The sequence below is a fragment of the Curtobacterium sp. 179-B 9B NHS genome, from assembly GCF_045370965.1.
Taxonomy (GTDB): Bacteria; Actinomycetota; Actinomycetes; order Actinomycetales; family Microbacteriaceae; genus Curtobacterium.
In genome coordinates this window covers 95,630-120,813 of sequence record NZ_JBIQDQ010000003.1, presented here as the reverse complement: position 1 = coordinate 120,813, position 25,184 = coordinate 95,630, and the positions used below count along the sequence as shown (strand labels likewise).

At 71.3% G+C, this 25,184-nt stretch carries 23 protein-coding genes and 1 tRNA gene; 11 read left to right on the top strand and 13 right to left on the bottom strand.

The window, feature by feature from the left end; translation table 11 throughout:
• Positions 1-45: 45 nt before the first annotated feature.
• Complete coding sequence (locus ACH0A8_RS04185) at positions 46-927, bottom strand: manganese catalase family protein (protein ID WP_209684732.1); 882 nt, start codon at positions 925-927, stop codon at positions 46-48.
• Positions 928-1,129: 202 nt separating this feature from the next.
• On the opposite strand from ACH0A8_RS04185, the gene ACH0A8_RS04180 reads away from it, so the two are divergent.
• The 3 genes from ACH0A8_RS04180 to ACH0A8_RS04170 all read left to right on the top strand — a co-directional run bounded on the left by ACH0A8_RS04180 (position 1,130) and on the right by ACH0A8_RS04170 (position 4,031).
• Positions 1,130-1,813, top strand: a complete 684-nt coding sequence (locus ACH0A8_RS04180) for an SDR family oxidoreductase (protein ID WP_406906611.1) — start codon at positions 1,130-1,132, stop codon at positions 1,811-1,813.
• Between the two features lie 206 nt (positions 1,814-2,019).
• Positions 2,020-3,363, top strand: coding sequence for a sensor histidine kinase (locus ACH0A8_RS04175; RefSeq protein WP_251161086.1), 1,344 nt, complete (start codon positions 2,020-2,022; stop codon positions 3,361-3,363).
• Positions 3,360-4,031, top strand: coding sequence for a response regulator transcription factor (locus ACH0A8_RS04170; RefSeq protein WP_066651190.1), 672 nt, complete (start codon positions 3,360-3,362; stop codon positions 4,029-4,031). Before ACH0A8_RS04175 ends, ACH0A8_RS04170 begins: the two co-directional genes overlap by 4 nt.
• A 12-nt stretch (positions 4,032-4,043) precedes the next feature.
• Here ACH0A8_RS04170 and ACH0A8_RS04165 read toward each other — a convergent pair whose 3' ends face one another.
• The 10 genes from ACH0A8_RS04165 to ACH0A8_RS04120 all read right to left on the bottom strand — a co-directional run bounded on the left by ACH0A8_RS04165 (position 4,044) and on the right by ACH0A8_RS04120 (position 13,471).
• Positions 4,044-4,805, bottom strand: a complete 762-nt coding sequence (locus tag ACH0A8_RS04165) for a triose-phosphate isomerase family protein (protein ID WP_406906608.1) — start codon at positions 4,803-4,805, stop codon at positions 4,044-4,046.
• The gene (locus ACH0A8_RS04160; protein WP_271825908.1) at positions 4,802-5,305 is read right to left on the bottom strand and encodes a ribose-5-phosphate isomerase; all 504 of its coding nucleotides are present in this window, start codon (positions 5,303-5,305) and stop codon (positions 4,802-4,804) included. The genes ACH0A8_RS04165 and ACH0A8_RS04160 overlap by 4 nt, the downstream gene beginning before the upstream one ends.
• On the bottom strand, positions 5,302-7,035 hold the full coding sequence (locus ACH0A8_RS04155) for a dihydroxyacetone kinase family protein (RefSeq protein ID WP_251160825.1): 1,734 nt from the start codon (positions 7,033-7,035) through the stop codon (positions 5,302-5,304). The genes ACH0A8_RS04160 and ACH0A8_RS04155 overlap by 4 nt, the downstream gene beginning before the upstream one ends.
• Positions 7,032-8,420 (bottom strand): MFS transporter, encoded by a 1,389-nt coding sequence (locus tag ACH0A8_RS04150; protein ID WP_271825906.1) that lies wholly within the window; start codon positions 8,418-8,420, stop codon positions 7,032-7,034. Before ACH0A8_RS04150 ends, ACH0A8_RS04155 begins: the two co-directional genes overlap by 4 nt.
• A gap of 73 nt (positions 8,421-8,493) precedes the next feature.
• Positions 8,494-9,255, bottom strand: coding sequence for an SDR family NAD(P)-dependent oxidoreductase (locus tag ACH0A8_RS04145; protein WP_209684746.1), 762 nt, complete (start codon positions 9,253-9,255; stop codon positions 8,494-8,496).
• An 11-nt stretch (positions 9,256-9,266) separates the two neighbouring features.
• Positions 9,267-10,220, bottom strand: coding sequence for a 3-hydroxyacyl-CoA dehydrogenase family protein (locus ACH0A8_RS04140; RefSeq protein WP_406906605.1), 954 nt, complete (start codon positions 10,218-10,220; stop codon positions 9,267-9,269).
• On the bottom strand, positions 10,217-11,215 hold the full coding sequence (locus tag ACH0A8_RS04135; protein ID WP_251154389.1) for a sugar phosphate isomerase/epimerase: 999 nt from the start codon (positions 11,213-11,215) through the stop codon (positions 10,217-10,219). Before ACH0A8_RS04135 ends, ACH0A8_RS04140 begins: the two co-directional genes overlap by 4 nt.
• 90 nt (positions 11,216-11,305) lie before the next feature.
• On the bottom strand, positions 11,306-12,022 hold the full coding sequence (locus ACH0A8_RS04130; protein ID WP_209684753.1) for a GntR family transcriptional regulator: 717 nt from the start codon (positions 12,020-12,022) through the stop codon (positions 11,306-11,308).
• 94 nt (positions 12,023-12,116) lie between these two features.
• Positions 12,117-13,112 (bottom strand): matrixin family metalloprotease, encoded by a 996-nt coding sequence (locus ACH0A8_RS04125; RefSeq protein ID WP_251160823.1) that lies wholly within the window; start codon positions 13,110-13,112, stop codon positions 12,117-12,119.
• Positions 13,113-13,384: 272 nt separating this feature from the next.
• Positions 13,385-13,471: transfer RNA gene (locus tag ACH0A8_RS04120), tRNA-Leu, on the bottom strand.
• Between the two features lie 110 nt (positions 13,472-13,581).
• Between ACH0A8_RS04120 and ACH0A8_RS04115 the strand changes: the two genes are divergently transcribed.
• The 7 genes from ACH0A8_RS04115 to pknB all read left to right on the top strand — a co-directional run bounded on the left by ACH0A8_RS04115 (position 13,582) and on the right by pknB (position 22,804).
• Positions 13,582-14,262 carry an FhaA domain-containing protein gene (locus tag ACH0A8_RS04115; protein WP_406906602.1) on the top strand — a complete coding sequence of 227 codons (681 nt, stop codon included), beginning with the start codon at positions 13,582-13,584 and terminating at the stop codon, positions 14,260-14,262.
• A complete protein-coding gene (locus tag ACH0A8_RS04110; protein WP_251154391.1) occupies positions 14,259-14,828 on the top strand; it encodes an FHA domain-containing protein in 570 nt (189 codons plus the stop codon). The genes ACH0A8_RS04115 and ACH0A8_RS04110 overlap by 4 nt, the downstream gene beginning before the upstream one ends.
• A gap of 7 nt (positions 14,829-14,835) precedes the next feature.
• The gene (locus ACH0A8_RS04105) at positions 14,836-16,221 is read left to right on the top strand and encodes a Stp1/IreP family PP2C-type Ser/Thr phosphatase (protein WP_406906600.1); all 1,386 of its coding nucleotides are present in this window, start codon (positions 14,836-14,838) and stop codon (positions 16,219-16,221) included.
• Positions 16,218-17,666, top strand: coding sequence for an FtsW/RodA/SpoVE family cell cycle protein (locus tag ACH0A8_RS04100; RefSeq protein ID WP_251154392.1), 1,449 nt, complete (start codon positions 16,218-16,220; stop codon positions 17,664-17,666). Before ACH0A8_RS04105 ends, ACH0A8_RS04100 begins: the two co-directional genes overlap by 4 nt.
• Positions 17,663-19,117, top strand: coding sequence for a peptidoglycan D,D-transpeptidase FtsI family protein (locus ACH0A8_RS04095; RefSeq protein ID WP_406906597.1), 1,455 nt, complete (start codon positions 17,663-17,665; stop codon positions 19,115-19,117). Before ACH0A8_RS04100 ends, ACH0A8_RS04095 begins: the two co-directional genes overlap by 4 nt.
• The gene (locus tag ACH0A8_RS04090) at positions 19,114-20,847 is read left to right on the top strand and encodes a protein kinase domain-containing protein (protein ID WP_406906595.1); all 1,734 of its coding nucleotides are present in this window, start codon (positions 19,114-19,116) and stop codon (positions 20,845-20,847) included. The genes ACH0A8_RS04095 and ACH0A8_RS04090 overlap by 4 nt, the downstream gene beginning before the upstream one ends.
• 121 nt (positions 20,848-20,968) lie before the next feature.
• Positions 20,969-22,804 carry a Stk1 family PASTA domain-containing Ser/Thr kinase gene (gene pknB, locus ACH0A8_RS04085; protein ID WP_406906593.1) on the top strand — a complete coding sequence of 612 codons (1,836 nt, stop codon included), beginning with the start codon at positions 20,969-20,971 and terminating at the stop codon, positions 22,802-22,804.
• A 124-nt stretch (positions 22,805-22,928) separates the two neighbouring features.
• On the opposite strand, the gene ACH0A8_RS04080 is transcribed toward pknB, so the two are convergent.
• Positions 22,929-23,573, bottom strand: coding sequence for an aminodeoxychorismate/anthranilate synthase component II (locus ACH0A8_RS04080; protein ID WP_066651138.1), 645 nt, complete (start codon positions 23,571-23,573; stop codon positions 22,929-22,931).
• An 82-nt stretch (positions 23,574-23,655) separates the two neighbouring features.
• On the opposite strand from ACH0A8_RS04080, the gene ACH0A8_RS04075 reads away from it, so the two are divergent.
• Entirely contained in the window at positions 23,656-23,910 is a 255-nt protein-coding gene (locus ACH0A8_RS04075) for a cell division protein CrgA (protein ID WP_022907010.1), read from the top strand.
• A gap of 404 nt (positions 23,911-24,314) precedes the next feature.
• Here the strand turns inward: ACH0A8_RS04075 and ACH0A8_RS04070 are convergent, their stop codons facing one another.
• Positions 24,315-25,181, bottom strand: a complete 867-nt coding sequence (locus ACH0A8_RS04070) for a rhomboid family intramembrane serine protease (protein ID WP_066651137.1) — start codon at positions 25,179-25,181, stop codon at positions 24,315-24,317.
• Positions 25,182-25,184 lie beyond the last annotated feature (3 nt).

Here is a 25,184-nt window from a genome sequence, read left to right as displayed (position 1 = left end):
TCTCCCGGTCGCGTCGGGTGCTGAGGCCGCGCGACCGGCGGACCGTCACTCCTTGTTGAGCTTGTCCTGCACGAGCCCGGCGGTCTTCTCGACGACGTTCGGCAGCTCCGTCGTGCCGTAGAACCGCACGTCCGGGTGCGTGGGCGGCGGCATCGGCACCGACGACGTGGGGCCGTCGTGGTACGAGTACTCGCCCTTGCCGTCGAACGACGGGCCGCTCGCCCAGGGGCCGTCGCCGGCCTCCTTGCCGTCCGAGAAGTTGAGGTACTGGTAGCTGAACTCGGTGTGCTCCTTCGACTGCGGGAAGTTGCTCGGCACCGGGAAGCCCTCGACGCCCTGCTCGCGGAGCTCGGCTGCGGCGGTCGCCCACATGTTCTGGTGCATGGTGTCGCGGGCGATGAGGAACGACAGCAGGTCCCGCACGCCGTGGTCGTCGGTCATGTGGTAGAGCCGGGCTGCCTGGACACGGCCCTGCATCTCGGCGTTCTCGTTGGCCGTGAAGTCCGCGAGCAGGTTGCCCGACGCGGTGATGTAGGAGCCCTGCCAGGGGTTGCCGTTGCTGTCGACCGGACGGGCGCCTGCACCCGCGACGATGGCGTGCTGCACGTCGGTGCCGCCGACGATCGCGGCCACGGTCGGGTCGTCCTGCAGCGCGTCCTCGGTGATCCCGAGCGGGCTCTTCTCGAGCAGCTGCGCGATCATCGTCGCGAGCATCTCGACGTGGCCCATCTCCTCGGCCCCGATGCCGAACACCATGTCGCGGTACTTGCCCGGGATGTGCATGTTCCACGCCTGGAACTGGTACTGCAGGGCGACGGAGATCTCGCCGTACTGACCCCCGAGCACCTCCTGCAGCTTGCGCGCGTACACCGCGTCGGGCTTGTCGGGGGTGGCCTTGAACTGGAGCTCCTGCTTGTGGAAGTACAACTCGTTCTCCTGTCTCGATGGTCGTCACGTCGTCGTGGTGCACGGCGGCGTGGCGGGGTCCGTCGTCGTGGCCGACGCTCCGCTCGGATGACTGGGCGGGCGTTCGGGGTGGACGGATCGCGCGGGTCCGTTGGCCGGATCGCGCGGACGACGTCCCGCTGCCCCCGGTCCGAGCGCGGGTGATCGGCCTAGCGTGTGGCGCATGGACCTCGAACTCACCGGCCGTGTCGCCCTCGTCGTCGGCGGACGGGGGTACATCGGCTCCGTCGTCGCCGAGACCCTGCGTCGCGAGGGCGCCCGGGTCGTCGTCGCGTCGCGGAACGCCGACGGGGACGACGCCGTGGCGATGGACACCGCGTCGCAGGAGTCGGTGGACGCCGGGGTCGCCCGCGTCCTCGACCAGCACGGACGCATCGACGTCCTCGTCGTCACCGCCGCGCCGGCGGCCGGGACCCTCGACCCGGAGCGTGCGTCGGACCCCGATCAGGTCGCCGCGGCGATCGACGGCAAGGCACTGGGCTTCCTCCGGGTCGCGAACGCCGTGCTGCCCGTGCAGCGCGATGCGGGCTTCGGCCGCGTGGTGGTGGTGAGCGGGCAGAACGCCTACCTGTCCGGCAACGTCACGACCTCGCTCCGGAACGCGGCGACGAGCATCATCGCGGGGAACCTGGCCGACCAGTCCGTCGGCACGGGGGTCACCGTGAACGTGGTGAACCCCGGTGCGGTGACGGACGATCCCGCCAGGACGGTGCAGCCCGGGGCCGGTGGCGAGTCCAGCCCGCAGCAGATCGCCGACCTCGTCGCGTTCCTGTCGTCCCCGCGCTCGGTCGTCAGCGGGGAGTCGGTGTCGATCGGGCACCGCGTGCTGGGACAACTGACGATCTGACGGGTTCGTCCTGCAGGACGACCCCGTTCGTCCCTCCGCACGATGCCCGACGACCTGGTCGACCGACAGGCTCGGTGGCATGGAGAGCTCGACCAAGCACGTGATCGCCACCCTCGCCACCTGCGCGGCGATCATCGTCGTCACCGCGGTGGCCCTCGTCGCGATGTCCCCCGTGCCGTGAGCCCGCGTCGTGCGATGATCGAGCCGTGACGGACCGGCGCACGTTCCTCCGGCCGATGCGGACCCGGTCGGTCGTCGTCGACCTCCTCTGGGCGGGCCTCGCCGCGCTGGTGTCCGCCGCCCCGATCGACGTCGAGCTCGAGCACGCCAGCCCCCTCGCGGTCGCGATCGCCACCGTCGCCATCGCCGTCCGCCGCCTCTCGCCGAGCGCGGCGATGACCGCGACCGTCGCCCTGGGCGCGGTGCAGGTGGCCGGCGGCGAGCGACCGTCGTTGGTCGACCTCGCCATCGCCGTCGTCATCGGCACCGTCGCCGTCGTCGGGACGCGGTTCGAGGCCGTGCTGGCCGGTCTGCTCGCCGTGGTCGCCGGGGCTTCGGCGTCGATGTACCTCTCCACGACCGGTTACCGCTACGCACTGCTGCTGAACGGGCCGCGTGACCAGGTCGTCCTCGTCCTGGCCGCCCCGGCACTCGTCCTGCTCTCCTTCTGGGCGGCTGGTCTCGCCGGTCGGGCGATCCGGTCGCAGAACGCCGAGGCCGTCCGGCGCGCCGACGCCGAGGCTGCCGCCAGCCGGGCGGAGGCCGTGGCCAACCGTGCCGAGGCCGTGGCCACGCGCGCGGTCGACGAGGCCGAGGCGGAACGCATCCGTGCGGACATCGCCCGCGACGTGCACGACGTCGTCGGCCACTCGCTCGCGGTCATCATCGCGCAGGCGGACTCGGTGCCCTTCCTCGACGACGAGGCGCGGATCCGCGAGGTCAGCGCCACCATCGCCAGCACCGCCCGGAGCTCCCTGGTCGAGGTGCGACAGGTCCTCGGGCACATCGACGGGTCGGACACCGCGAGCGACCCGACGTCCTTCGAGGAGATCGTCCGCGGCATCCGCGACGCCGGGGTGGACGTCGAGCACGCCGTGCGCGGTGTCGCCCGACCGCTCGGCGCGGTGCACGGCACGGCTGCCCGCCGGGTCCTGCAGGAGATGCTCACGAACGCCCTCCGGCACGGGGCACCGGGCGGTGCCGTCGAGGTCCGGGAGACCTGGCGGTCCGCCGACCTCGTGCTCGAGGTGGAGAACGCCGTCCCGTCGGACGCGCTGCCGGTCGGGCCCGGGCTCGGGCTCGAGGAACTCGCCGCGGCGGCCACCGGCGGCGTCCCCGTCCGCGCGACCGCGACCGCGACCGCAGGACAGCCGACCGCGACCGCCGAGCAGCCGACGGTCACGTCGACCCGTGGCTCCGGCCGGGGCCTGACCGGCATGCAGACCCGACTGACCACGATCGGCGGGTCGTTCGACGCCGCCGTGCTGGACGCCGTGTTCGTCGCGCGCGCCCGCATCCCGTTCGACGTCCGAGGGGGGACGACCCGATGACCGACCCGATCCGCATCCTGCTCACCGACGACCAGGCGCTCTTCCGGGCGGGCCTGCGCGTGGTGCTCGACGCGCAGCCCGACATGCAGGTGGTGGGCGAGGCCTCGGACGGCGCCGAGGCCCTCGACCGCGTCCGGGAGCTGCGGCCCGACGTCGTCCTGCTCGACATGCGCATGGCCGGGATGGACGGCGTCGAGACGGTGCGCCAGCTGTTCTCCGGCGCCGTCCCGGGGCCGCTCCCCCGCGTGGTGGTGCTCACGACGTTCGGCCTCGACCCCGCTGCCGCCACCGCGATCCGGCTCGGTGCGAGCGGGTTCCTGCTCAAGGACACGACACCGCCGTTCCTGTTCGCCGCGGTGCGGGCCGTGCACGAGGGCAGCTCGGTGATCGCCCCGAACGACCTGTCGCAGCTGTTCGGCGCCGACGTCGACCGAGCCCCTGCTCCCCAGCCCGAGGCGTTCCAGACCCTGACGGACCGGGAGCGCATCGTCTTCGGGTGGGCGTCCCGAGGGCTCTCGAACGCCGAGATCGCGGCGAAGGAGTTCGTCACCGAGTCGACCGTCAAGTCGCAGATCTCGAGCATCCTCGGCAAGCTCGAGCTCCGCGACCGGGTGCAGCTCGTGGTCTACGCGCACGACCACGGCCTGGCGGGCGCCCGGGAGGGGTGACCGGCGACCCGGTCAGGAGGCCAGGGCCGCCGCCTCGTCGAGCACCGCACCGACCGCCGCGGGTTCGTGCGCGAAGCGCCCGAGGAACACTCCGCCGATCCGTCCGCGTCCCCGGGTGAGCAGCCCCGGTCCGGCGCTGCCGCCGTAGACCACCCGCGACCCCGCGAACGCCGGCCGGGCCGCCAGGGACTGCTCGATCCCCTCGAGGACCCCGACGACGTGCTCGTGCGGCGCCGGCTCGGCGGCGCCGATCGCCCACACGGGCTCGTACGCCACGGTGACCCGTCCGGTCGTCCCGGCCTCCGCGGCCACCGCCAGCGCCCGGTCGAGCTGCCCGGTGACCTCCGCCACGGCCTCCGCACGGGAGGCGCGGACAGCTTCGCCGACGCACACCAGCGGTTCGAGGTGGTGCCGGAAGGCCGCGTGCACCTTGCGCGCGACGACCTCGTCCGTCTCGTGGAACCGGGAGCGCCGCTCGGCGTGCCCGATCTCGACGAGGTCGACGCCGATCTCGCGGAGCTCGGCGCCGGACACCTCGCCGGTGGACGCGCCCTCGTCCGACGCCGACAGGTCCTGCGCGGCGAGCCGGATGCCCGACCCGGCGAGCAGCTCGCGCACCGGGACGAGCGCGGGGAAGGTCGGCGCGACGAAGAGCTCCACCGCGCCGGCGGCGACCGCGGGGTGCCGCCGGGCGATGTCCGCCACCGCGCTCACCCACGAGAGCGTCTGCGCGTGCGAGAAGTACATCTTCAGTGACACCCCGACGATCGTCATGCGCCCGGGTCCGTCCCGTCCCCAGGGGCGTCGGTGCCGACCGGCGCGGAGCCGTCGTACTCGCAGATCGCGGCGACCTTCTCCGCGCTCGCGCTCGACGGGTCGAACGTGTACCCGAGCCACTCCTTCGCCATGCGCCGGGCGACCTCGATGCCGACGACCCGCTGGCCCATGCAGAGCACCTGGGCGTCGTTCGACAGCACCGACCGCTCGACGCTGAACGAGTCGTGCGCCGTGACGGCCCGGATGCCGGGCACCTTGTTCGCGCTGATCGCGACGCCGAGCCCGGTGCCGCAGACCAGGATCGCCCGGTCGGCCTCGCCGTCGGCGATCATCCGGGCGGCGTCGACGGCGACGTGCGGGTACGCCGTGTGGCCGTCCGCGTCGACGCCCACGTCGACCACGCTGGCCACGCGGTCGTCGGCCTCGAGGTCCCGCTTGATGACCTCCTTGTAGTCGAAGCCCGCGTCGTCCGAGCCCACCACCAGTCGTAGCGTCATGCTCCCGTTCCTTCCTCGTCGATCGTCGCCGCCAGGGTCTCGACGACGAGCGCGAAGGACACCGCGCCCGGGTCGGGGGTCCCGACGGCCTGTTCCGCGTGCGTCCGCGCGCGGCCCTTCCGCGGCAGCAGGTCCGCGCTCGCGTCCGCTGCCCGGCGGGCGGCGTCCACCGCCGTCCGCCACGCGGTGCCCAGGGCATCGCCGGCCTCGAGCCGGCGCCGCAGTTCCTCGTCGAAGGGGACGAGGGCGTCCACCATCGTCTTGTCGCCGGGCACGGCCCCGAAGGCCAGCACCGCCTCGGTGGCGGCCCGCACCGCGTCCGCGACCGTCGCCGACGTCGGACGCGCGTCGTCCCCGACGACGCGACCCAGCGCCTCCAGGGCGGCACCCCAGATCGCACCGGACGTCCCGCCTGCCCGGTCGGACCAGGCGTCACCCGCCACCCGCAGGAGCGTCCCCGCCCCCGCACCCCGGGCGAGCGCGTCCGCGGCGGCGGTGTCCGCCGCGTGCGAGCCGCGCTGCATCCCGATGCCGTGGTCGCCGTCCCCAGCGACCTGGTCGATGCGGCCCAGTTCGTCCGCGTGGTCGTCGAGCACCGCGCGCACGGCGCTGATGCCCGCTGCGATCCGACCGGCCGCGGCACGCGAGTCGTCGCTCGCCGGACCGATGACGATGCCCTCCTCGTCGGCGGCGACCACGTCCTCGGCGACCCGCTCCTGCGGGACCGCCCCGCCCTTGCGGAAGGCGGGCGTGTCCGCGGGTGCCGACCACAGCTCCTCGAGCTCGTCGTCGAGCCAGAACAGCGTCAGCGAGACCCCGGCCATGTCGAAGCTCGTGACCAGCTCGCCCACCTCCGGCTCCACGATCGCGACACCGGCGTCCCGGAGCCGTCGCTGCACCGAGCCGTAGACGACGAAGAGCTCCTCGTACTTCACGCTGCCGAGCCCGTTGAGCACCGGGACCACCCGGGCGCCCTCGACCGTGACGCCCGCGGGCACCTCGTCGAGCAGCCGTTCGACGAGCAGCGCCGCCAGACCGTCGGCGCTCGGCACGTCGGTCTCGTCGATGCCGCGTTCACCGTGGATGCCCATGCCGATCGCCATCCGTCCCTCGGGCACCTCGAACAGGGGCTCCTCGGCACCGGGCAGCGAGCAGCCCGAGAACGCGACGCCGAAGCTCCGGGTCCGGTCGTTCGCGCGGGCCGCCACGGCGGTGACGTCGTCGAGCGGGCGCCCCTGCTCGGCCGCGGCCCCGGCGACCTTGAACACGCAGAGGTCGCCCGCGATCCCGCGCCGGTCGGCCTCGGCACCGGCCGGTGCGGACACGACGTCGTCGGTCACCCGGACCGTGCGGACGGGGATGCCCTCGTCCTCGAGCGTGCGGGCCGCGGCGTCGAAGTTCAGCACGTCGCCGGCGTAGTTGCCGTAGCTGAGCAGCACGCCGCCACCGTGCTCGGTGGCACGGCAGACCGCGGCGACCTGCTGCGCGGACGGGCTGGCGAACAGGTTCCCCATCGCCGCGCCGGCGGCGAGCCCGTGCCCGACGAGACCGCCGAACGCCGGGTAGTGCCCCGAACCACCGCCGATCACGACGGCGACCGTGCCGTCCGGACTGGTGGTCGCGCGGGCGACACCGCCGTGCACCCTGCGGACCCACCGCTCGTTCGCCGCGACGAAGCCGTCGGTGGCCTCGTCGGCGAAGGCTGCCGGGTCGTTGTACAACCGGGTCATCGCGTCGTCCCCTTCGTCGAGGTGGTGGCCACGTGCGAGGTGTCGAGCAGCTCGTCGGCCTTCGCGCCCCGGAAGAACCTGGTGCAGGAGATCATCACGGCGGCGACGAACGCCAGGACACCGAGCGACACGATGCCGAAGGCCCCGCTGTCGGTCGGCACCGCCTCGTTGATCGCGGTGCGCATGATCGGGGCGACGAAGCCACCGAGGTTGCCGAGCGAGTTGATCAGGCCGATGCCCGCGGCCGCCGCCGCACCGGTGAGGAACGCCGTCGGGTAGGCCCAGGTGATCGGGCCGACCGCCAGGAAGCTCGCGACGGCGAGGGTGATGAACAGGATGCCGAGGACCGGCTGGCCGTTCGCACCCGCCCACGCCGACCCGAGGATGGACAGCCCGGTCGTGATGTAGAACATCGTCCCCCAGCGGCGGCGACGACCCACGGTGTCGGCCTTCGACCCGACGAGGTAGCAGGCGACCAGTCCGACGAGCCACGGGATCGCCGCGACGAGGCCGACCTGCCAGCCGACGTCCTGCCCGAGCAGTGACGACACCTGCTGCGGCAGGTAGAACGTCGTGCCGTACACGGCGACCTGCAGGCAGAAGTAGATGATCGTGAAGTACCAGACGCGGCCGCTCGCCATCGCCTTCCAGATGCCCTTCGGGCCGTCCTCGTTGCGGGCGGTGTCCTCACGGGCCATCGCCGCGGTGAGCGACTGCTTCTCCCCCGGTTCCAGCCACTTCGCCTGCTGCGGGCTGTTCGTCAGGAAGAACAGCGCCGCGACACCGGCCAGCACCGCGAGGATGCCCTCGCCGAAGAACATGACCTGCCAGCCGTGGAACGGGGTGACCTGGTCACCGACGCTGATGAGCCCGCCGGACAGCGGTGCGCCGATCATCTGCGAGAACGGCTGCGCGAGGTAGAAGATCGCGAACATCCGCACGCGGACCTTGTTCGGGAACCACTCGGACAGGTACATGATCACGCCCGGGAACAGTCCCGCCTCGGTCACACCGAGCAGGAAGCGCAGGACGATGAACATCGTGTCGTTCGTCGTGAACGAGAACAGTGCGGCGACGATGCCCCACGTGACGGCGATCCGGGCGAGCCAGAAGCGCGCCCCGAAGCGCTTGAGCAGCAGGTTGGACGGGATCTCGAAGATCGCGTAGCCGATGAAGAAGATGCCGGCGCCGAGGGCGAAGGCCGCGTCGGAGATGTTCCGGTCGACGCTCAGGGCCTCCTCGGCGAAGCCGACGTTGGTGCGGTCGAGGAAGGCGACGAAGTACAGGATGACCAGCATCGGCATGAGGTGCTTGGTCGCCTTGGCGATCGCGGACCTCAGTGCCGGGTCGTGGGTGGACCCCAGGGCGGGGCTGCTTGCGGACACGAATCGCTCCTTCGCGATCATGAGTGGTCGTTCTGGTGGTCGGAGCCGTCGGCTCCGGTGCGTGCCGTCGGGTTCAGTGCATGTAGAGGCCGCCGTCGACGTTCAGGGTCTGACCCGTCACGAACCCGGCGTCGGCGCTGACGAGGTAGGCGACCGCGGCGGCGACGTCCCGCGGCGTGCCGATGCGCGGCAGGACACCGTCGGCAGCCATCTCGGCCTTGCGCTCCTCGGAGAGGGTGCCGCCCATGATGTCGGTGTCGATCGGGCCGGGCGCGATGGCGTTCACCGTCACGCCGTGCTGCCCGAGCTCGCGGGCCATCCCGCGGGTGAGGCCGATCACGCCGGCCTTCGCGACCGAGTACGGCGTCTTGCTGAACGTCCCGCCGCCGCGCTGCGCGGAGACCGACGACAGGTTGACGATGCGGCCGTACCCGTTCCGCACCATCGACTCGGCTGCCCGGAGACCGGCGAAGTGCACCCCGTCGAGGTTGATGCTCAGCACCCGGTGCCACTCCCCCTCGGGCAGGTCGAGGTAGGCGTGCGCCGACGAGACACCCGCGAGGTTCACGAGTGCCGCGATCGGCGGGAGCCCGGCCTCGATGGTGTCGAACGCGGCCCGGACGGCGGCCTCGTCGGCGACGTCCGCGCCCGCGCCGACGGCCTGCACGCCGTGCTGCTCGCGGAGCTCGGCGGCGACGGCCTCGCTCGCCGCCTGGTCGAGGTCGACGATCCCCACGTTCCAGCCCTGCTCGGCCAGGTGGTGGGCGGTCGCACGGCCGATGCCGCGCGGCGACGCCGCGCCGGTGAGGACGACGGTCTGCTGCTCGTTGCGCATCGCGTGCTCCTTCAGTGGATCGGGGCCGGGCCGAGCTCGTCGAGGAGCTCCTGCATGGCGACGTAGGCCCTGTTCCGGTAGGCGACGAGCTCGGGCGTGCGGTCGGCGGGCACGTCGAGGTAGCCCGATCCGGTCTTCGTGCCGAGCTCGCCGGCGTCGACGTGCTGCTGCAGCGTCGGCGGGGTGGCGAAGCGCTCGGGCCAGCGGGTCTGCAGCGACTCGAAGCAGAACGCGTAGACGTCGAGTCCCGCCATGTCCGCGATCGCGAACGGGCCGAAGAAGGGCAGGCGGAACCCGAAGGTCGTCCGGACGATCGTGTCGATGTCGTCGGGGCTGGCGATGCCCTCGTCCGCGATCTTCGATGCTTCCTCGAACAGGGCGTACTGCAGGCGGTTCAGCACGAACCCGGTCGAGTCCTGCACCCGTGCGGACTGCTTGCCGGTCGCCGCGACGACTGCTTCGCCGACGGTGACGGCGTGCTCGCCGGTGGTGGGGTGCGGGATGAGCTCGACACCGGGGATGAACGGCGCCGGGTTCGAGAAGTGCACGCCGAGGAAGCGCTCCGGACCGGTGACGGCCTCGGCGAGGCTCTCGATGAGGATCGTCGACGTGTTCGAGCCGATGACGGCGTCGGGTCGGGCGGCGGCGCTGATCCGAAGCAGGGTCTCGTGCTTGATCGCGAGCTTCTCGGGGACCGCCTCCTCGATGAAGTCGGCGTCCGCGACGGCGGCCTCGATCGACTCGGCGGCGCTGAGGTGCGCGGTGACCCGCGCGACGGCGTCCTCCGGGAACAGGCCGTCGGCGACGAACTGGCCCGTCTCCCGGATCAGCCGCTCGAGGTTCTGCTGCGCGATCTCGGCCGAGACGTCGGCGATGCGGACGGTGTGACCGGCGAGGGCGAGGACCTGGGCGATCCCGCCGCCCATGTACCCGGACCCGACGACGGCGATGTCGAGGGTGCTCATCGGACTGCTCCTCCGTGCTTCGTGCCGATGCTCGTCGTGGCGAGCACCGACCGGATGTACTGCTGGTTGGTGGCGCAGACGCCGAGGCTGTCCCCGCCGTACTGCTCGGTCATGACGATCCCGCGGAAGCCGTCGGCGACCGCGTCCCGGAGGACCTGGCGGTAGTTGATGAGCCCGGTCTCCATCGTGCTCGGCGCACTCGTCGCCCAGCTGCCGTCGCCCGCCTCGTCGCGCGTGTAGTTCTTCACGTGCAGGTAGTTCGTGTGGGGCATCGTCTTCGCGAAGAGCTCCCGCCAGTCCTCGACCGGACGGTGCAGGCGGACGAGGTTCGCCACGTCGGCGTTGAGACCGACGGTGTCGAGCCCGATCTCCTCGACGAGCCGGACCGCGCTGTCCGCGGTGCCGAGGTAGGTGTCCTCGTACAGTTCGAGGGCCATCGGCAGGCCGACGCTCGCCGCGTGCTCCCCGAGTTCGCGGAGGCGTCGGACGGCCGCGTCCCACACGTCGGGGTCCTCGGGGTCCTTCGGCCCGGGAGCCGTCCAGAACCAGAGCGCGCGCTGCTGGGCCTCCGAGAACGGCTGGTGCAGTCCGGTCGAGAACACCTGCATGCCCCACTCGGCCGCCGCGTCGATCGTGCGGTGGGCGTAGGCGAGGTTCTCCTCCTCGTGCCCGGGCTGGATCACGCTCCGACGCTGCAGGTGCACCGACGGGATCCCCACGCCGTGGGCCGCCGCGACCGCGAAGAGCTCGTCGCGCCGGGACCGTTCGAGGTCCGCGGGGCGGACGTGGCTGTCGGCCAGCTCGGCGAGCGAGAAGCCCGCTGCGGCGATCTGCGCGAACACGTCGTCCCACACCTCGACGGGGGCGTCGTGGAAGGCGGTGCCGTCCCGGGTGACCCGGTCGAAGCCGTGCAGGCAGACGGCGATCGGCCACGTCCGGTCGGTCCAGCTGTCCGGGTCCCAGTCCTGCTCGACCCAGTCCTGCGGTGTGCTCACGGAGTGCTCCCTTGCATCACACGGTTCATCCTTGAACCTCTTTCCTATAGGAAAGATACTCGCGCTGAGCCAGAGCGCAACCCCGTTCCGTCAGGCGGAGTGTGACGCGTCGGCCCGGGAGCGCACCCGCACCGCGTCGATGTGGTGCCGCATCGCCGCCACGGCCGTGGGCGCGTCCACGGCGAGGGCATCGAGGACCGCACGGTGCTCGGCGACCGCCCGCTCGGTGTCGTCGTCCCCGCCCTCGACGATCTGCCGCATGCGGTGCACCCGCGTCGTGATGATCGCGGACATCTCCTCGAGGAAGGGGTTCCTCGTCGCGTCGAACACGAGCTGGTGGAAACGCCAGTCGGAGCGGAAGAACCGGGCCATCAGCTCCTCGGACGCACGGCGGGCGCCGACCCGGGCGACCTCGGCGGCCACGGCCTCCTGCTCGGCGAGCGCCGCAGCGAGCCGCTCCCGCAGCACGGCCACGTCCCCGCGTGCCGCGAGCTCGACCGCCCCGCTCTCGACGATGAGCCGCGCGTCGAACAGCGCCTCGAGCTGGTCGCCGGCGAGCGGCGGTGCGACGCGGTACCCCTTGTTGGCCTCGCGCGTGACCAGGCCGGTCCGCTCGAGCTGCACGAGGGCCTCGCGCACCGGGGTCGGGGAGACGCCGAGCGTCCGGGCGAGACCGTCGATCGACAGGCGCATCCCGGGCTCGACGTCGTGCCCCATGAGCACCTCGAGCACCCGGTCGTACACGCGGTCGCGCAACCCGATCTGGGTGATCCGCGCGGAGCCGAAGCCCGGCATCGTGCTCGTCATGCGGTCGATCCTAGAGAGTGCAGGGTCCCGCGACCTGCGCGTCCCGCGGCGGCGGTGGCCGGTGTGCGCCGGCGCCGGGCACCGGTGGCGATCGTCAGTACCGGGCGTCGATGCCCAGGGCGTCCCCGAGCCCGAGGCTGCGCTGGGCGACGTCGCACGGCGCGGCCGCGGGCTTCATGACGAGGGCCGACGAGGCTGCGGTGTGCCCGAGGCCGTACGCGTGCCCCCACTCGTGCGTCGCGACGCCGCGCAGGTCGTACCGGTTCCCGGAGCACGTCGCCGTCGACGACCACGCGTACCGGGTCGAGTAGCGCTGGTCTGCCTCGACCGCGATGCCGTCCTGCGACCACACGCACGTGGTCGCGAGCGTGCCCGCGGGCAGGGAGCCCCAGCCGGTGACGCTCCGACGGTCGGGGTCGCCGCAGCCCCCGGTGCTCGAGACCGCGGGGGTCCTCGCCGTCGTGCTGACCCAGGTGTTCGCGGCACTCGACGTGATCGAGCGCCCGCAGGTCCCGAGCCGTCCGCTCCACGCCGTCGCACCCGCACGGATCGCCACGCGGTCCGCCGCCTTCGCTCCCGTCGGGTTCGACCACCACCGGACGTCCCTCGTCCAGCGGTACGCCAGGAGCGTGTACGACCGGTCCGTGCAGCTCGAGGCGGCCGATCCGGTGCCGGTCGTGGCCGCACCCGCACCGGCGTCGTGCCCGGCGGCGACGCGGCCCTCGCGCAGTGCGAGCACCCGCCGGACGGCAGCAGTGGCGCCGGACCAGCGGCCGTCGACCGCCACGGCGATGCCTGCCGCGCCGGTGTTCGTCACCGAGGCGTCCCCGGGGTCACCACCGGTCGTCGTCGCCACCGGCAGCGCGGTCACCGTCGTGCCGGCGTCGGGCACCGCGAAGACGCGACCGTCGGGGAGCACGACCGAGCCGGACGCGACGACGCAGCCACCGGACAGCTCGGCGACCGTGATCCGGTCACCGCGGCACGACGGCGCGGCGTGCGCGGGGGCGACCCCGACGCTGGTGGTGACGACCGCGACGAGCGCGGTCCCGAGTGCGACCACGGCAGCGGTCACGGACGACGTCCGCATGGGTCCTCCAGGAGCAGGCGCACCGGCACGACCCGGTACGACGCCGATCAGTGTGCGGAGAGCGGCAGCGGAGGGGCAACCCCCAGAACGGGCAGGCCGGCGGTCACCACGGGGTCGATGGGCCGACCCGGTCGGCGTGCCGAGGCGGACCCGATCCGTGCACGGCTGCGGCCGACGGACGGAGGTGGGACGAGCCTCCAGGCCGGTCGTGGGGAGCATCGGCGCCGGAACGCGGAACGGCCCCCGGATTCCTCCGGGGGCCGTTCCTCACCTGGTGCGCGAGGGGGGACTTGAACCCCCACGCCGTTTCCAGCACACGGACCTGAACCGTGCGCGTCTACCAATTCCGCCACTCGCGCCAGCCCGGCAACACTAGCACGCGACGGAGGGTGCCCGTGACCACGCACAGACGGGCACGAGCGCCACCCACTACCATGCAGTGGTCCCTGACCGACGAACACGGAGACACATGGGCCTCTTGGACAGCTTCGAGCGAGGGTTGGAGCGCGCCGTCAACGGCACCTTCGCGAAGACCTTCCGCTCCGGCGTGCAGCCCGTCGAGATCTCCAGCGCGCTGCGGCGGGAGCTCGACACGAAGGCCGCCGTGGTCTCCCGCGAGCGGATCCTCGTCCCGAACGAGTTCACGGTGCGCCTCGCGCCGCCGGACCACACGCGGATGAACGACATCGGGCGCCCGCTCATCGACGAGCTGTCGCAGATGGTGCAGCAGCACGCGGTGGCACAGAACTACTCCTTCTCCGGACCGGTCTTGATCACGCTGCAGCAGGACGGCACGCTGTCCACCGGCATCCTGCAGGTCGACTCGTCGACGGTGCAGCGTGACGTGGCGTGGGTCGCCGTGCTCGACATCGGGTCGCAGCGCCACCGGCTGCACCGCGGCCGCACCGTGATCGGGCGCGGCACCGACGCGGACATCACCGTCGCCGACACCGGGACGAGTCGGAAGCACGTCGAGATCATCTGGGACGGCAAGCACGCGCAGGCCAACGACCTCGGGTCCACGAACGGGTCGAAGCTGAACGGCGAACGCTTCCAGCAGGCCATCGTCGAGCCGGACTCCACCATCGAGATCGGTCGTACCCGTATGGTGTTCCGGGTGATCCCGGAGAACGACGGAGGTGCGCGATGACCACGGGCCTGACCCTGCTCGTCCTGCGCTTCGCCTTCCTCGCGGTGCTGTGGCTGTTCGTGTTCGTCATCGTCTTCGCCCTGCGGAGCGACCTGTTCGGCCAACGTGTCCGCACCATCCCGACCGACCCGAAGGCCGGAGCGTCCGCACCGACGACGCCGACCGTGCCCGCCGCCGCAGCTCCTGCCGCCGCAGCGCCCGGCGCGTTCACGGAGCTGATCGGCCAACCCGCGGGCCCGACCCAGCAGCAGTCCGGCTCCGCACCGCCGACCGGCGTCGCGACGCGCCTCGTCATCACCGAGGGCTCCCGCGAGGGCATGGAGATGCCCCTCGGCGGCGGTCCGATCACCATCGGACGCTCCAGCGAGTCGAACGTCGTCATCCGCGACGACTACACGTCGACCAACCACGCCCGCCTCGACCTCCGCGGCGAGGGCTGGGTCCTGTCCGACCTCGAGTCCACGAACGGCACGTTCGTCAACGGTCAGAAGGTGACCGGCCCCGTGACCATCGCGGAACGGACGCCGATCACGATCGGGACGACGACGTTCGAGCTGCGGCGGTAACCGGGACATGACGGCTCGCACGCTGAGCGCCGCTGTGTCCCACGTGGGGCGCATCCGCGCCAACAACCAGGACTCCGGCTACGCCGGCACGCACCTCTTCGCCGTCGCGGACGGCATGGGCGGCCACGCCGGCGGCGACGTCGCGTCCGCGATCGCCATCCGCCGCATCCGCGAGGTCGACCGCGAGTTCCCGTCCGCGCACGATGCCGAGTTCGCCCTGCAGTCCGCGCTCATCGCCGCGAACCAGCTCATCACCGAGACGGTGTTCGAGCACCAGGAACTCACCGGCATGGGCACCACCGTGTCCGCACTCATCCGGGTCGGCGAGCAGATCGCCATCGCGCACATCGGCGACTCCCGCATCTACCGCCTGCGCGACGGCGAGCTGCAGCAGATCACCTCCGACCACACCTTCGTGCAGCGCCTCGTCGACAGCGGTCGCATCACGCCGGAGGAAGCCGCCGTCCACCCCCGGCGCTCGGTGCTCATGCGCGTGCTCGGCGACGTCGACGCCGCCCCCGAGGTCGACACCGCCGTCATGGACATCCAGACCGGCGACCGCTGGCTGCTCTGCTCGGACGGTCTGTCGTCGTACCTGGCCGAGGAGCGGATCCGGCACGCGCTCGCGTCGACCATGGACGCGAACCAGGTGACGCAGCGCCTGGTCAAGGAGACGCTCGACCACGGTGCCCCGGACAACGTGACCGTCGTCGTGATGGACGTCACCGACACGGAACCCGAGGACGACGACGCCGCCGCCACCACGGTCGGTTCCGCCGCGGCACCCCTGACCTTCGAGGCGTCGACCGGTCGCAAACCGATCCGCCTCCCCACGATCCTGCTCCACCCGCTCAAGGTGAGCGCCGTGCCGGAGGACTCCCACTTCGAGCCCGAGTCCGACCAGTACTTCGCCGAGCTCATCGCCGAGGACCGCCGTCGGCGCATCCGGCGTCGCGTGGCCTGGTCGATCGCGCTCGTCGTCGCCGTCGCGGCCCTCGTGGGGGCAGTGTTCCTGGGCTGGCGGATCACCCAGGCGCACTACTACGTCGGCACCGACCGCGGCACGGTCGCCATCTACCAGGGCGTGCAGCAGTCGATCGGGCCGATCGCGCTCTCGGACGTCTACGAGGACACCGACATCTCGGTCACGTCGCTCCCGGACTACACGCGCGAGAACGTGCGGTCGACGATCAACGCGACCTCGCTCTCCGACGCGCGCGACATCGTGGACCGGCTGCGGAAGGCCGCCGAGACCGGCCAGGACCAGGCCGGCACGGGCGGCGATGCGGACTCGTCGCCGTCGCCCACCCCGACCCGGTCGGGGTCACCGTCGGGCAGCGCCTCGCCGTCCGGCAGCGCCTCGCCGTCCGAGAGCCCGGAGGACGGCCGATGAGCACCGCGACCGCGCAGTCCTTCACGCAGGCGATCACCATCAAGCTGCGGGAGCCGGCCCGGGCCCGGAACCTCGAGCTCGTGCTGCTCGTCATCGCGTGCGGCATCTGCGCCGGCGCGATGGTGCTCGTCCAGCTCGGCACCAAGGGCCGCATCTTCGACACCGGTGTGCTCTGGGTCGGCGGCGGGATCCTCGGCCTCGCGCTCGTCATGCACGTGGTGCTCCGCGTCGTCGCGAAGCACGCGGACCCGTTCGTGCTGCCCATCGCCCTGGTGCTCAACGGCATCGGCATCGCCGAGATCTACCGCATCGACGTGCACAACGGCCTGACCGGCTGGGACGCGATCGGCGTCAAGCAGATCGTCTGGACGATGCTCGCGATGGTCCTGGCGACGATCACCGTCGTCGCGGTCCGCAACCACCGCTTCCTGCAGCGCTACCGCTACATCTTCATGTTCGCGACGATCGCGCTGCTGCTCCTCCCGATGCTCCCCGGCATCGGGGAGAACGTCGGGGGCGCCCGCGTGTGGATCCGCATCGGCCCGTTCTCGTTCCAGCCCGGCGAGCTCGCGAAGATCACGATGGCGCTGTTCTTCGCCGGGTACCTCGTCACCGCCCGGGACTCGCTGTCGATCGTCGGCAAGAAGTTCGCCGGCATGACCTTCCCGCGCGCCCGTGACCTCGGCCCGATCCTGGTGATGTGGGCGTCGGCCATGGCCGTCCTGGTGTTCCAGCGCGACCTCGGCACGGCGCTGCTCTACTTCGGCCTGTTCCTCGTGATGATCTACGTCGCGACCGCCCGGCTCGGCTGGGTCGTCATCGGGCTCGGGCTGTTCGTCGGCGGTGCCCTCGTCGCGCAGTCGGTCCTGGTCTACGTGCGGGGTCGCTTCGAGCAGTGGCTCGACCCGTTCGACCAGGCGATCTTCGACCGACAGACCCAGGGCAGCTACCAGCTCGTCCAGGGCCTGTTCGGCTTCGCGAACGGCGGGATCACCGGTACCGGCCTCGGTCAGGGCCGCCCGTACATCACGCCCGTCGCCAACGCGGACTACATCGTCGCGTCGCTCGGCGAGGAACTCGGGCTGATCGGCGTCTTCGCGATCCTCGCCCTGTTCATCGTGCTGGCGTCGCGGGGCCTCCGCGTGGCCTTCATGGCGCAGGACGACTTCGGCAAGCTGCTCGGTGTCGGCTTCGGCTTCATCATCGCCCTGCAGGTGTTCGTCGTCGTCGGCGGCATCACCCGGATCATCCCGGTGACCGGTCTGACCACACCATTCATGGCCGCGGGTGGCTCGTCGCTCATCGCGAACTGGATCATCGCGGCGATGCTGCTGCGACTGACCGACTCGATCCCCGCAGAACAGCGCGTCCAGCAGGGCGCGGTCCCCGCCGCCCGTGGCCGTTCCGGACGCGGTGCGACGACCAGGAAGGAGCGCACCCGGTGAACCGACAGCTCCGCGGCGTCTCGACCGTCATCGTGCTCATGTTCGTCGCGCTCTTCGTGTCGACGACCTCGATCCAGTTCTTCGCCGCCGACACCCTGCGTGCCGACTCACGGAACTCCCGCACGATCCTGGACAGCTACTCGACCAAGCGCGGCGCGATCCTGGTCGACGGCAGCCCGATCGCCGAGTCGACCCCCTCGGACGACCAGTACCAGTACCAGCGCAAGTACACGAACGGTGCGCTGTACTCCGCCGTGACCGGCTACTTCACGATCGGCCAGGGCAACACGGGCATCGAGAGCGCCGAGAACGCCGTGCTCTCCGGCAACTCCGACGCGTCGTTCTTCCAGAACCTCAACGCGATCCTCACCGGGCAGGACGTCCAGGGCGACAACGTCAACCTCACCATCGACCCGGACGTGCAGCAGGCCGCGTACGACGCACTCGGCGAGAACAGCGGTGCGGTCGTTGCGATCCAGCCCAGCACGGGCAAGATCCTGGCGATGGTGTCGAAGCCGGCGTACGACCCGAACGCCCTGACCTCGCACGACACCGCGCAGGTCAAGCAGCAGTACGACGCCCTGCTGCAGCAGGCCCCGACCCCGCTGCAGAACCGGGCGATCGGCGGTGACCTGTACACGCCGGGATCGGTCTTCAAGCTCGTCGTGGCCTCCGCCGCGCTCAAGGACGGCAAGTACTCGCTCGACTCCGAGTTCCCGAACCCGTCGCGCCTGCAGCTGCCGGGCACCAGCTCGTACATCAACAACGCCGAGGGCGGCTCCTGCGGCGGCGGCGACACGGTCAAGCTCCGGACGGCGATCCAGTTCTCGTGCAACATCCCGTTCGCCGAGCTCGGCCAGAAGCTCGGGTACGACACGATCAAGTCCGTCGCGGACGAGTACGGCTTCGGTGACGCCATCGAGGTCCCGATGCGCGCCACCGCGAGCCAGTACCCCGACGTCGATTCGACCGCCCAGCTCATGCTGAGCGCGTTCGGGCAGGCCAGCGTGCGCGTCTCGCCGCTGCAGATGGCGATGGTGTCGGCCGGCATCGCGAACGGCGGCAAGGTCATGCAGCCCTCGCTCGTCGACTCGATCACCACGAGCGACCTGAAGACCGTCGAGTCGTTCTCGCCGAAGCAGTACAGCGACCCGCTGTCCGGCTCCGAGGCCGCCGACCTGACCGAGGCGATGCAGAGCGTCGTGAGCGGCGGGACCGGCACCAATGCCAAGATCGACGGAGTCGACGTCGCCGGCAAGACGGGTACGGCGGAAGGCGGTACGGGTGATCCGTACACGCTGTGGTTCACGGGGTTCGCCCCGGCGAAGAACCCGGAGGTGGCCGTCGCGGTCGTCGTCGGGAACGGCGGCGGACTCGGGCAGTCCGGTGTCGGCAACACGGTCGCGGCCCCGGTCGCGAAGAAGGTCATGGAGGCGGTGCTGAACAAATGAGACCCACCAGCGGACTCACCTTCGGTGGGCGGTACCAGCTCTCCTCGCGGGTCGCGATCGGCGGCATGGGTGAGGTGTGGCAGGCGACCGACCTCGTCATCGGCCGGACCGTCGCACTCAAGATCCTCAAGGACGAGTACCTCGGCGACCCGGGCTTCCTCGAGCGCTTCCGCGCAGAGGCGCGCCACGCTGCCCTCGTCAACCACGAGGGGATCGCCAACGTCTTCGACTACGGCGAGGAGGACGGCAGCGCCTACCTGGTGATGGAACTCGTCCCGGGCGAGGCCCTGTCCACCATGATCGAGCGGGAGCACACGCTGCCGGTCGACAAGGTGCTCGACATCGTCGCCCAGACGGCGAACGCCCTGCAGGCCGCCCACGCCGTCGGCCTGGTGCACCGTGACATCAAGCCCGGGAACCTGCTCATCACGCCCGACGGCCGTGTGAAGATCACCGACTTCGGCATCGCGCGCATCGCCGACCAGGTCCCGCTCACCGCGACGGGCCAGGTGATGGGCACCGTCCAGTACCTGTCCCCGGAGCAGGCGAGCGGCCACCCGGCATCGCCGTCGACCGACATCTACTCGCTCGGCATCGTCGCGTACGAGTGCCTGGCCGGGCGTCGTCCGTTCACCGGCGAGTCCCAGGTCGCGATCGCGATGGCGCACATCAACGAGCAGCCGCCCGCGCTGCCCGGTGACGTGCCCGAGCCGGTCTCGGCACTCGTGCTGTCCTGCATCGCCAAGAAGCCGGCGGACCGTCCGGCGACCGCGGCGAACCTGGCCCGCGCGTCCCAGGCGCTGCGGCGCGGGGACGTCGCCGCAGCGACCGTCGCCGTGCCTGCAGTCGGCGGCGCGGGCACCGTCGCGTTCAACCCGCCGCAGCGTCCGGGCAACGACGCGGCGACCGCGCTCATCGGCACGCAGGCCGGAGCCGTCGCCGGCCCTCCCGGCACGCCGCGGTCACCGGCAGCGCCGGAGGACGAGGAGCCGACCAAGAAGCGCGCCTGGATCTGGTGGCTCGTCGGGGTCCTCGCAGTGCTCGTCATCGGTGGGGTCATCGCGGCCTTCGCGCTCGGCGGCTCCGACGATCCGGACCCCGCACCGACGTCGGCCTCGGCCGCGCCGACCAGGTCGACGCCGACACCGACACCGACCACGGCACGGGTGTTCCTGAACAAGAGCGACTACGTCGGCCGCAGCGCCGACGAGGTCCGGAACGAGCTCCAGGGCCGCGGCTTCGAGGTCACCGTGCAGGACGGCAGCCCCGCGCCGACGGCGGAGCAGGCCGGCACCGTCGCGGACCTCACCCCGACCGGCAGCGTCGTCGAGGGCACCCTCGTCACGCTCACCCAGTACACGACGCCGCCGACGGCCAACAAGCCGAACACCCCGACCGCGGGGACGGTGTCCGAGTCCGGCCAGGTCACCTTCAGTTGGTCGGGCGCGACGTGCCCCGACGGCTACGACGTGTCGAAGTACACGTGGACGGTCACGGGCGGCAAGGACGCCTCGGGAGCCACCTCCGGGGACACCAGCTCGACGGCCGTCACCATCCAGGCGGACGCCGTGAACGACGAGGTGTCCTTCACCTACACGGTCACGTGCGGCTCGCTCGCTGCCTCTGAACCGTCCGACGCCGCGAACGCGACGTGGGAGCAGGCGGAGGAGCCGACACCGTCGGACACGCCGTCCCCGAGCAACACCGAGGGGCCGCAGGACGACAACTGATCGTCACCCGAACGGGGGCTGTCGACACCGTTGTGTAACGGTTCGTCGGCAGCCCCCGTCGTCAGCGTTCGGGCAGGAACCCCTGCCGTACACTTGCCCGGACGAACATTCGGAGGAGTACGTGCCAGAAGGTGTGACCGCGGGGATCACGCTCCTCGCCGACCGCTACGAGATCGGTGACGTCATCGGTCGTGGGGGCATGGCGACGGTGCACGTGGGCACCGACACGCGACTCGGTCGCAAGGTGGCGGTGAAGCTCCTCAAGCCGAGCCTCGCCTCGGACCCGACCTTCCGGATCCGCTTCCGGCAGGAGGCCCAGGCGGCGGCCCGCATGGCGCACCCGACGATCGTGCGCGTCTACGACGCGGGCGAGGAGACGGTCACCGAGCCCTCCGGCGCCCAGGTCCAGGTGCCCTACATCGTCATGGAGCACGTCGACGGTCGCGCACTCTCCGACGTGCTCGACGACGGCCCGCTCGACCCGGCCGAGGCGGTCCGCATCACCGAGGGGATCCTCACCGCCCTCGAGTACTCGCACCGCGCCGGCGTGGTGCACCGCGACATCAAGCCCGCGAACGTCATGGTGACGCACAGCGGCCAGGTCAAGGTGATGGACTTCGGCATCGCCCGTGCCATCACCGACACGTCCGCGACGGTCGCGCAGACGACCTCGATCCTCGGGACGGCCTCGTACTTCTCGCCGGAGCAGGCCCGCGGTGAGACCGTCGACGCCCGGACCGACCTGTACTCGACCGGCGTGCTGCTCTTCGAGCTGCTCACCGGCCGCCCGCCCTTCGTCGGCGACTCCCCGGTGGCCGTGGCCTACCAGCACGTGAGCGAGCAGCCGGTCGCGCCCTCCACGCTCGTGCCCGAGGTGTCCCCGGCGCTCGACGCGGTGACGCTGCACGCCCTGGTGAAGGACCGCACCCGTCGGTTCCAGACCGCCGCGGACTTCCGGACCGACCTGCAGCAGGCCGCCGCCGGCAAGGTCCCGGTGTCCACGCGCACGCTCCAGCAGAACGCGGCACACGACGCGTCCACGATGCTCTTCGGCGTGAACCCCCGCACGACCTCGAACCCTGCCGTGGCGTTCCGCGAGCTCGACGACGACGCCGCTGACCACCGACCCCAGCGCACGCAGAACCGCCCTCCGGTCGCCTGGATCTGGCTCGGCATCATCCTCACCGCCGCCGTCATCGCGGGCGTGGTGTTCTTCGTCGCGAACCTGCAGCCCGGCAAGGCACCGGTGTCGTCGTCGGTGTCCGTACCGAACGTCGTCGGCGCCACGTGGGACTCGGCGCGGACCGAACTCGAGAAGCGAGACCTCAGCGCCGTCGAGGTCGGCGAGAACTCCGACGACGTCGCCAAGGACACGGTCATCCGCACCGAGCCCGGGGAGGGCACGAACGTCGCCCGCAAGCAGAGCATCCGCGTCGTCGTCTCCCTGGGACCGGAGCAGGTCGCCGTCCCGGACGTCGCCAACCAGACGCAGGACGCGGCGGAACAGGCCCTGAAGGACGCCGGGTTCGCGGTCGGAGCGATCAACAGCGACTACTCGAGCGACGTGCCCGAGGGCACCGTGATGAGCAGCGACCCGGGCAGCAGCACGCAGCTGACGAAGGGTTCCGTCGTCAACCTGACGGTCTCCAACGGCAAGGTGCAGATGCCGGACGTCACGCAGCAGCCGATCAGCGCCGCCAACGAGGCACTCGCGAACCTCGGGCTGAAGGTCGTGGCGTCCCCGACGTACACGTGCACGGGCAGCACCGTGGTGCAGCAGAGCGTGCCGCAGGGCGACGTCGCGCAGGGCAGCACCATCACGCTGACGTACTGCGCAGCCTCGGCACAGCGGCCGTCGCAGGCGCCGTCCGTCCCCGACCGGGGTGGCGACGACATCAGCGGTAGTGACGGTGGCGGCGGCAGCGGGACCGTCCAGGGCGGCGGCGCCGGACAGTAGTCCGTCCGTCACGTCGGCTGCGGCGAGCGTCCGTCCGTCGGCCTGGAGGCACGCGGCAGCATCCCCGCGGACGCCGCCTGCGCCGGTGGCCACCGGACGCGTCGGCGGTCGTACCGCTCCGGCGTCAGGACCGGTGTTCGGCGATCAGCGGGTTGAGCGCTGCGGCCCGCTCGGCAGCACCGGTCAGACCGGTGGTCTCGAGCCAGTTGCCGACCATCCGGTACCCGCCCTCGGTGAGGACGGACTCCGGGTGGAACTGCACGCCGTACACCGGGTGGTCACGGTGCTGCACGCCCATGATCACCCCACCTGCGGTCCGCGCCGTGACGGTGAGCTCGTCGGGCACCGTCCCGTCGACGATCGCGAGCGAGTGGTACCGCGTGGCGGTGAACGGGTGCGGGACACCGGCGAAGAGCACGCTGTCGTCGTGGTCGACCTGCGAGGTCTTCCCGTGCATGAGTTCCTCGGCGTGGGTCACCGTGGCGCCCATGGCTTCAGCGATCGCCTGGTGCCCGAGGCACACGCCGAGCAGCGGGGTCTCGGCGTCGACGGCCGCACGCACGGTGGGGATCGAGACACCGGCGTCCGCGGGGGTGCCCGGCCCGGGCGAGAGCAGCACACCGTCGTAGTCGGCGATGCGCTCGGCGATCTCGTCCTCGGGGAACGCGTCGTTCCGGACGACGTCGGTGTCCGCGCCGAGCTGCTGCAGGTAGCCGTTGAGCGTGTAGACGAAGCTGTCGTAGTTGTCGACGACGAGGATCTTGGTCATGGTCGGATCACCGTACTCGTGGGGGATGTGCGCGGGCTGCTGAGGGTCTTCCCACAGACGTGGTCACGGTAGGATACCGGCCATGGCCAAGGACAAGGACCGCACCAAGCCCGCCCGGAGGACCCGAGCCGACTCGGTCGACACGGCGGGCGACCAGCCCAACCCCGTGTGGTTCAAGCCGGTCATGTTCGGCTTCATGCTCATCGGGCTGGCCTGGGTCATCGTCTTCTACATCTCGAACACGACGCTGCCCGTACCGTCGCTCGGGTCGTGGAACATCCTGATCGGCTTCGGGATCATGTTCATCGGGTTCCTCATGACCACGCGGTGGCGCTGACCGCCGCCCAGCATCTCCCGACGCCCGTCGTACCGCCCGGTACGGCGGGCGTCGTCGTTCGCCCCGGCCCGTCCCCTCCCGGCCCGTCCTGTCCCGGCCCGTCCCGTCTCGGCCCGGGTTCCTGCTCGCTGTCCACAAGCCCGACACCACCCCGACGCATCCGTCCACACCCGGGACCACGTTCTCCACAGTTGTCCACACTTTCCACACGACCATCCACACCATGGCCCCCGAGTTGTCCACAGGCCCGTCCACAGTGGGGATAATCACACCCGTGTAACTCACCGAGTTGTCCCCAACTGTGGAGAACTCACCGGACGGCTGTGGAAAGCGGCCTCCAGAGAGGCAGAACGCCCCGCCCCACACTGTGGTGGGACGGGGCGTCCTGAGCGGCGGCGGACTCGTCAGCCGATCGCGTAGCCACCGATGCTGATGTACGCGGCGCCGATCCCGGCCACGAGCAGGACCGCTTCGGCGACGAGGAGCCCGACCTGCAGGCCACGCTGCCGGACGTTCCGGGTCTTCGAGAAGACGAAGCCCGTGACGAACCCGAGCACGATGCCACCGACGTGGGCCTGCCACGAGATGTTGGTCCCGGGCAGGAAGCCGACGACGAGGTTGAGCCCCATGATGACGAGCAGCTGGACGGCGTTGTAGCCGAGGCTGCGCTGGATCACGAAGAACGCCGCGAACAGCCCGAAGATCGCACCCGAGGCACCGACCACCGGCGTACCGGGGGTCAGCAGGGACACCGCGAGGTCACCGCCGAGGCCCGCCAGGAAGTACAGCGCGACGAAGCGCCACGTGCCGAGGAGGTTCTCGAGGATCCGCCCGAAGATGAACACCGCGAGCATGTTGAACCCGATGTGGAAGATCGACGAGTGGACGAACAGCCCCGTGACGAGGCGCCACGGCTGTGTCCCGACCAACGGCGTCCAGTAGCTGAGCCACTGGTTGACGACGTTGCCGGACAGCAGGTTCAGCAGCCAGATCACGACCGACACGGCGATGATCACCGTGGTCGCCTTCTGGTCCATCATCGCGAACCGACGACGGGCGACGGTCAGGCCGCCCGGGGCCCCGGAGGCACGACGGTTCGCCTGGAACTGCGCGCGCTGTTCACGCACGCACTCCGGGCAGTGCACGCCGACGGCCGCCGGCGTCTGGCACTCGGTGCAGATCGTCCGCCCGCACCGCTGGCACAGGATGAAGCTCTGCCGGTCCGGGTGCCGGTAGCAGTAGTTGTCCCGCCCCGGGGCCTGGTCGGTCACCGG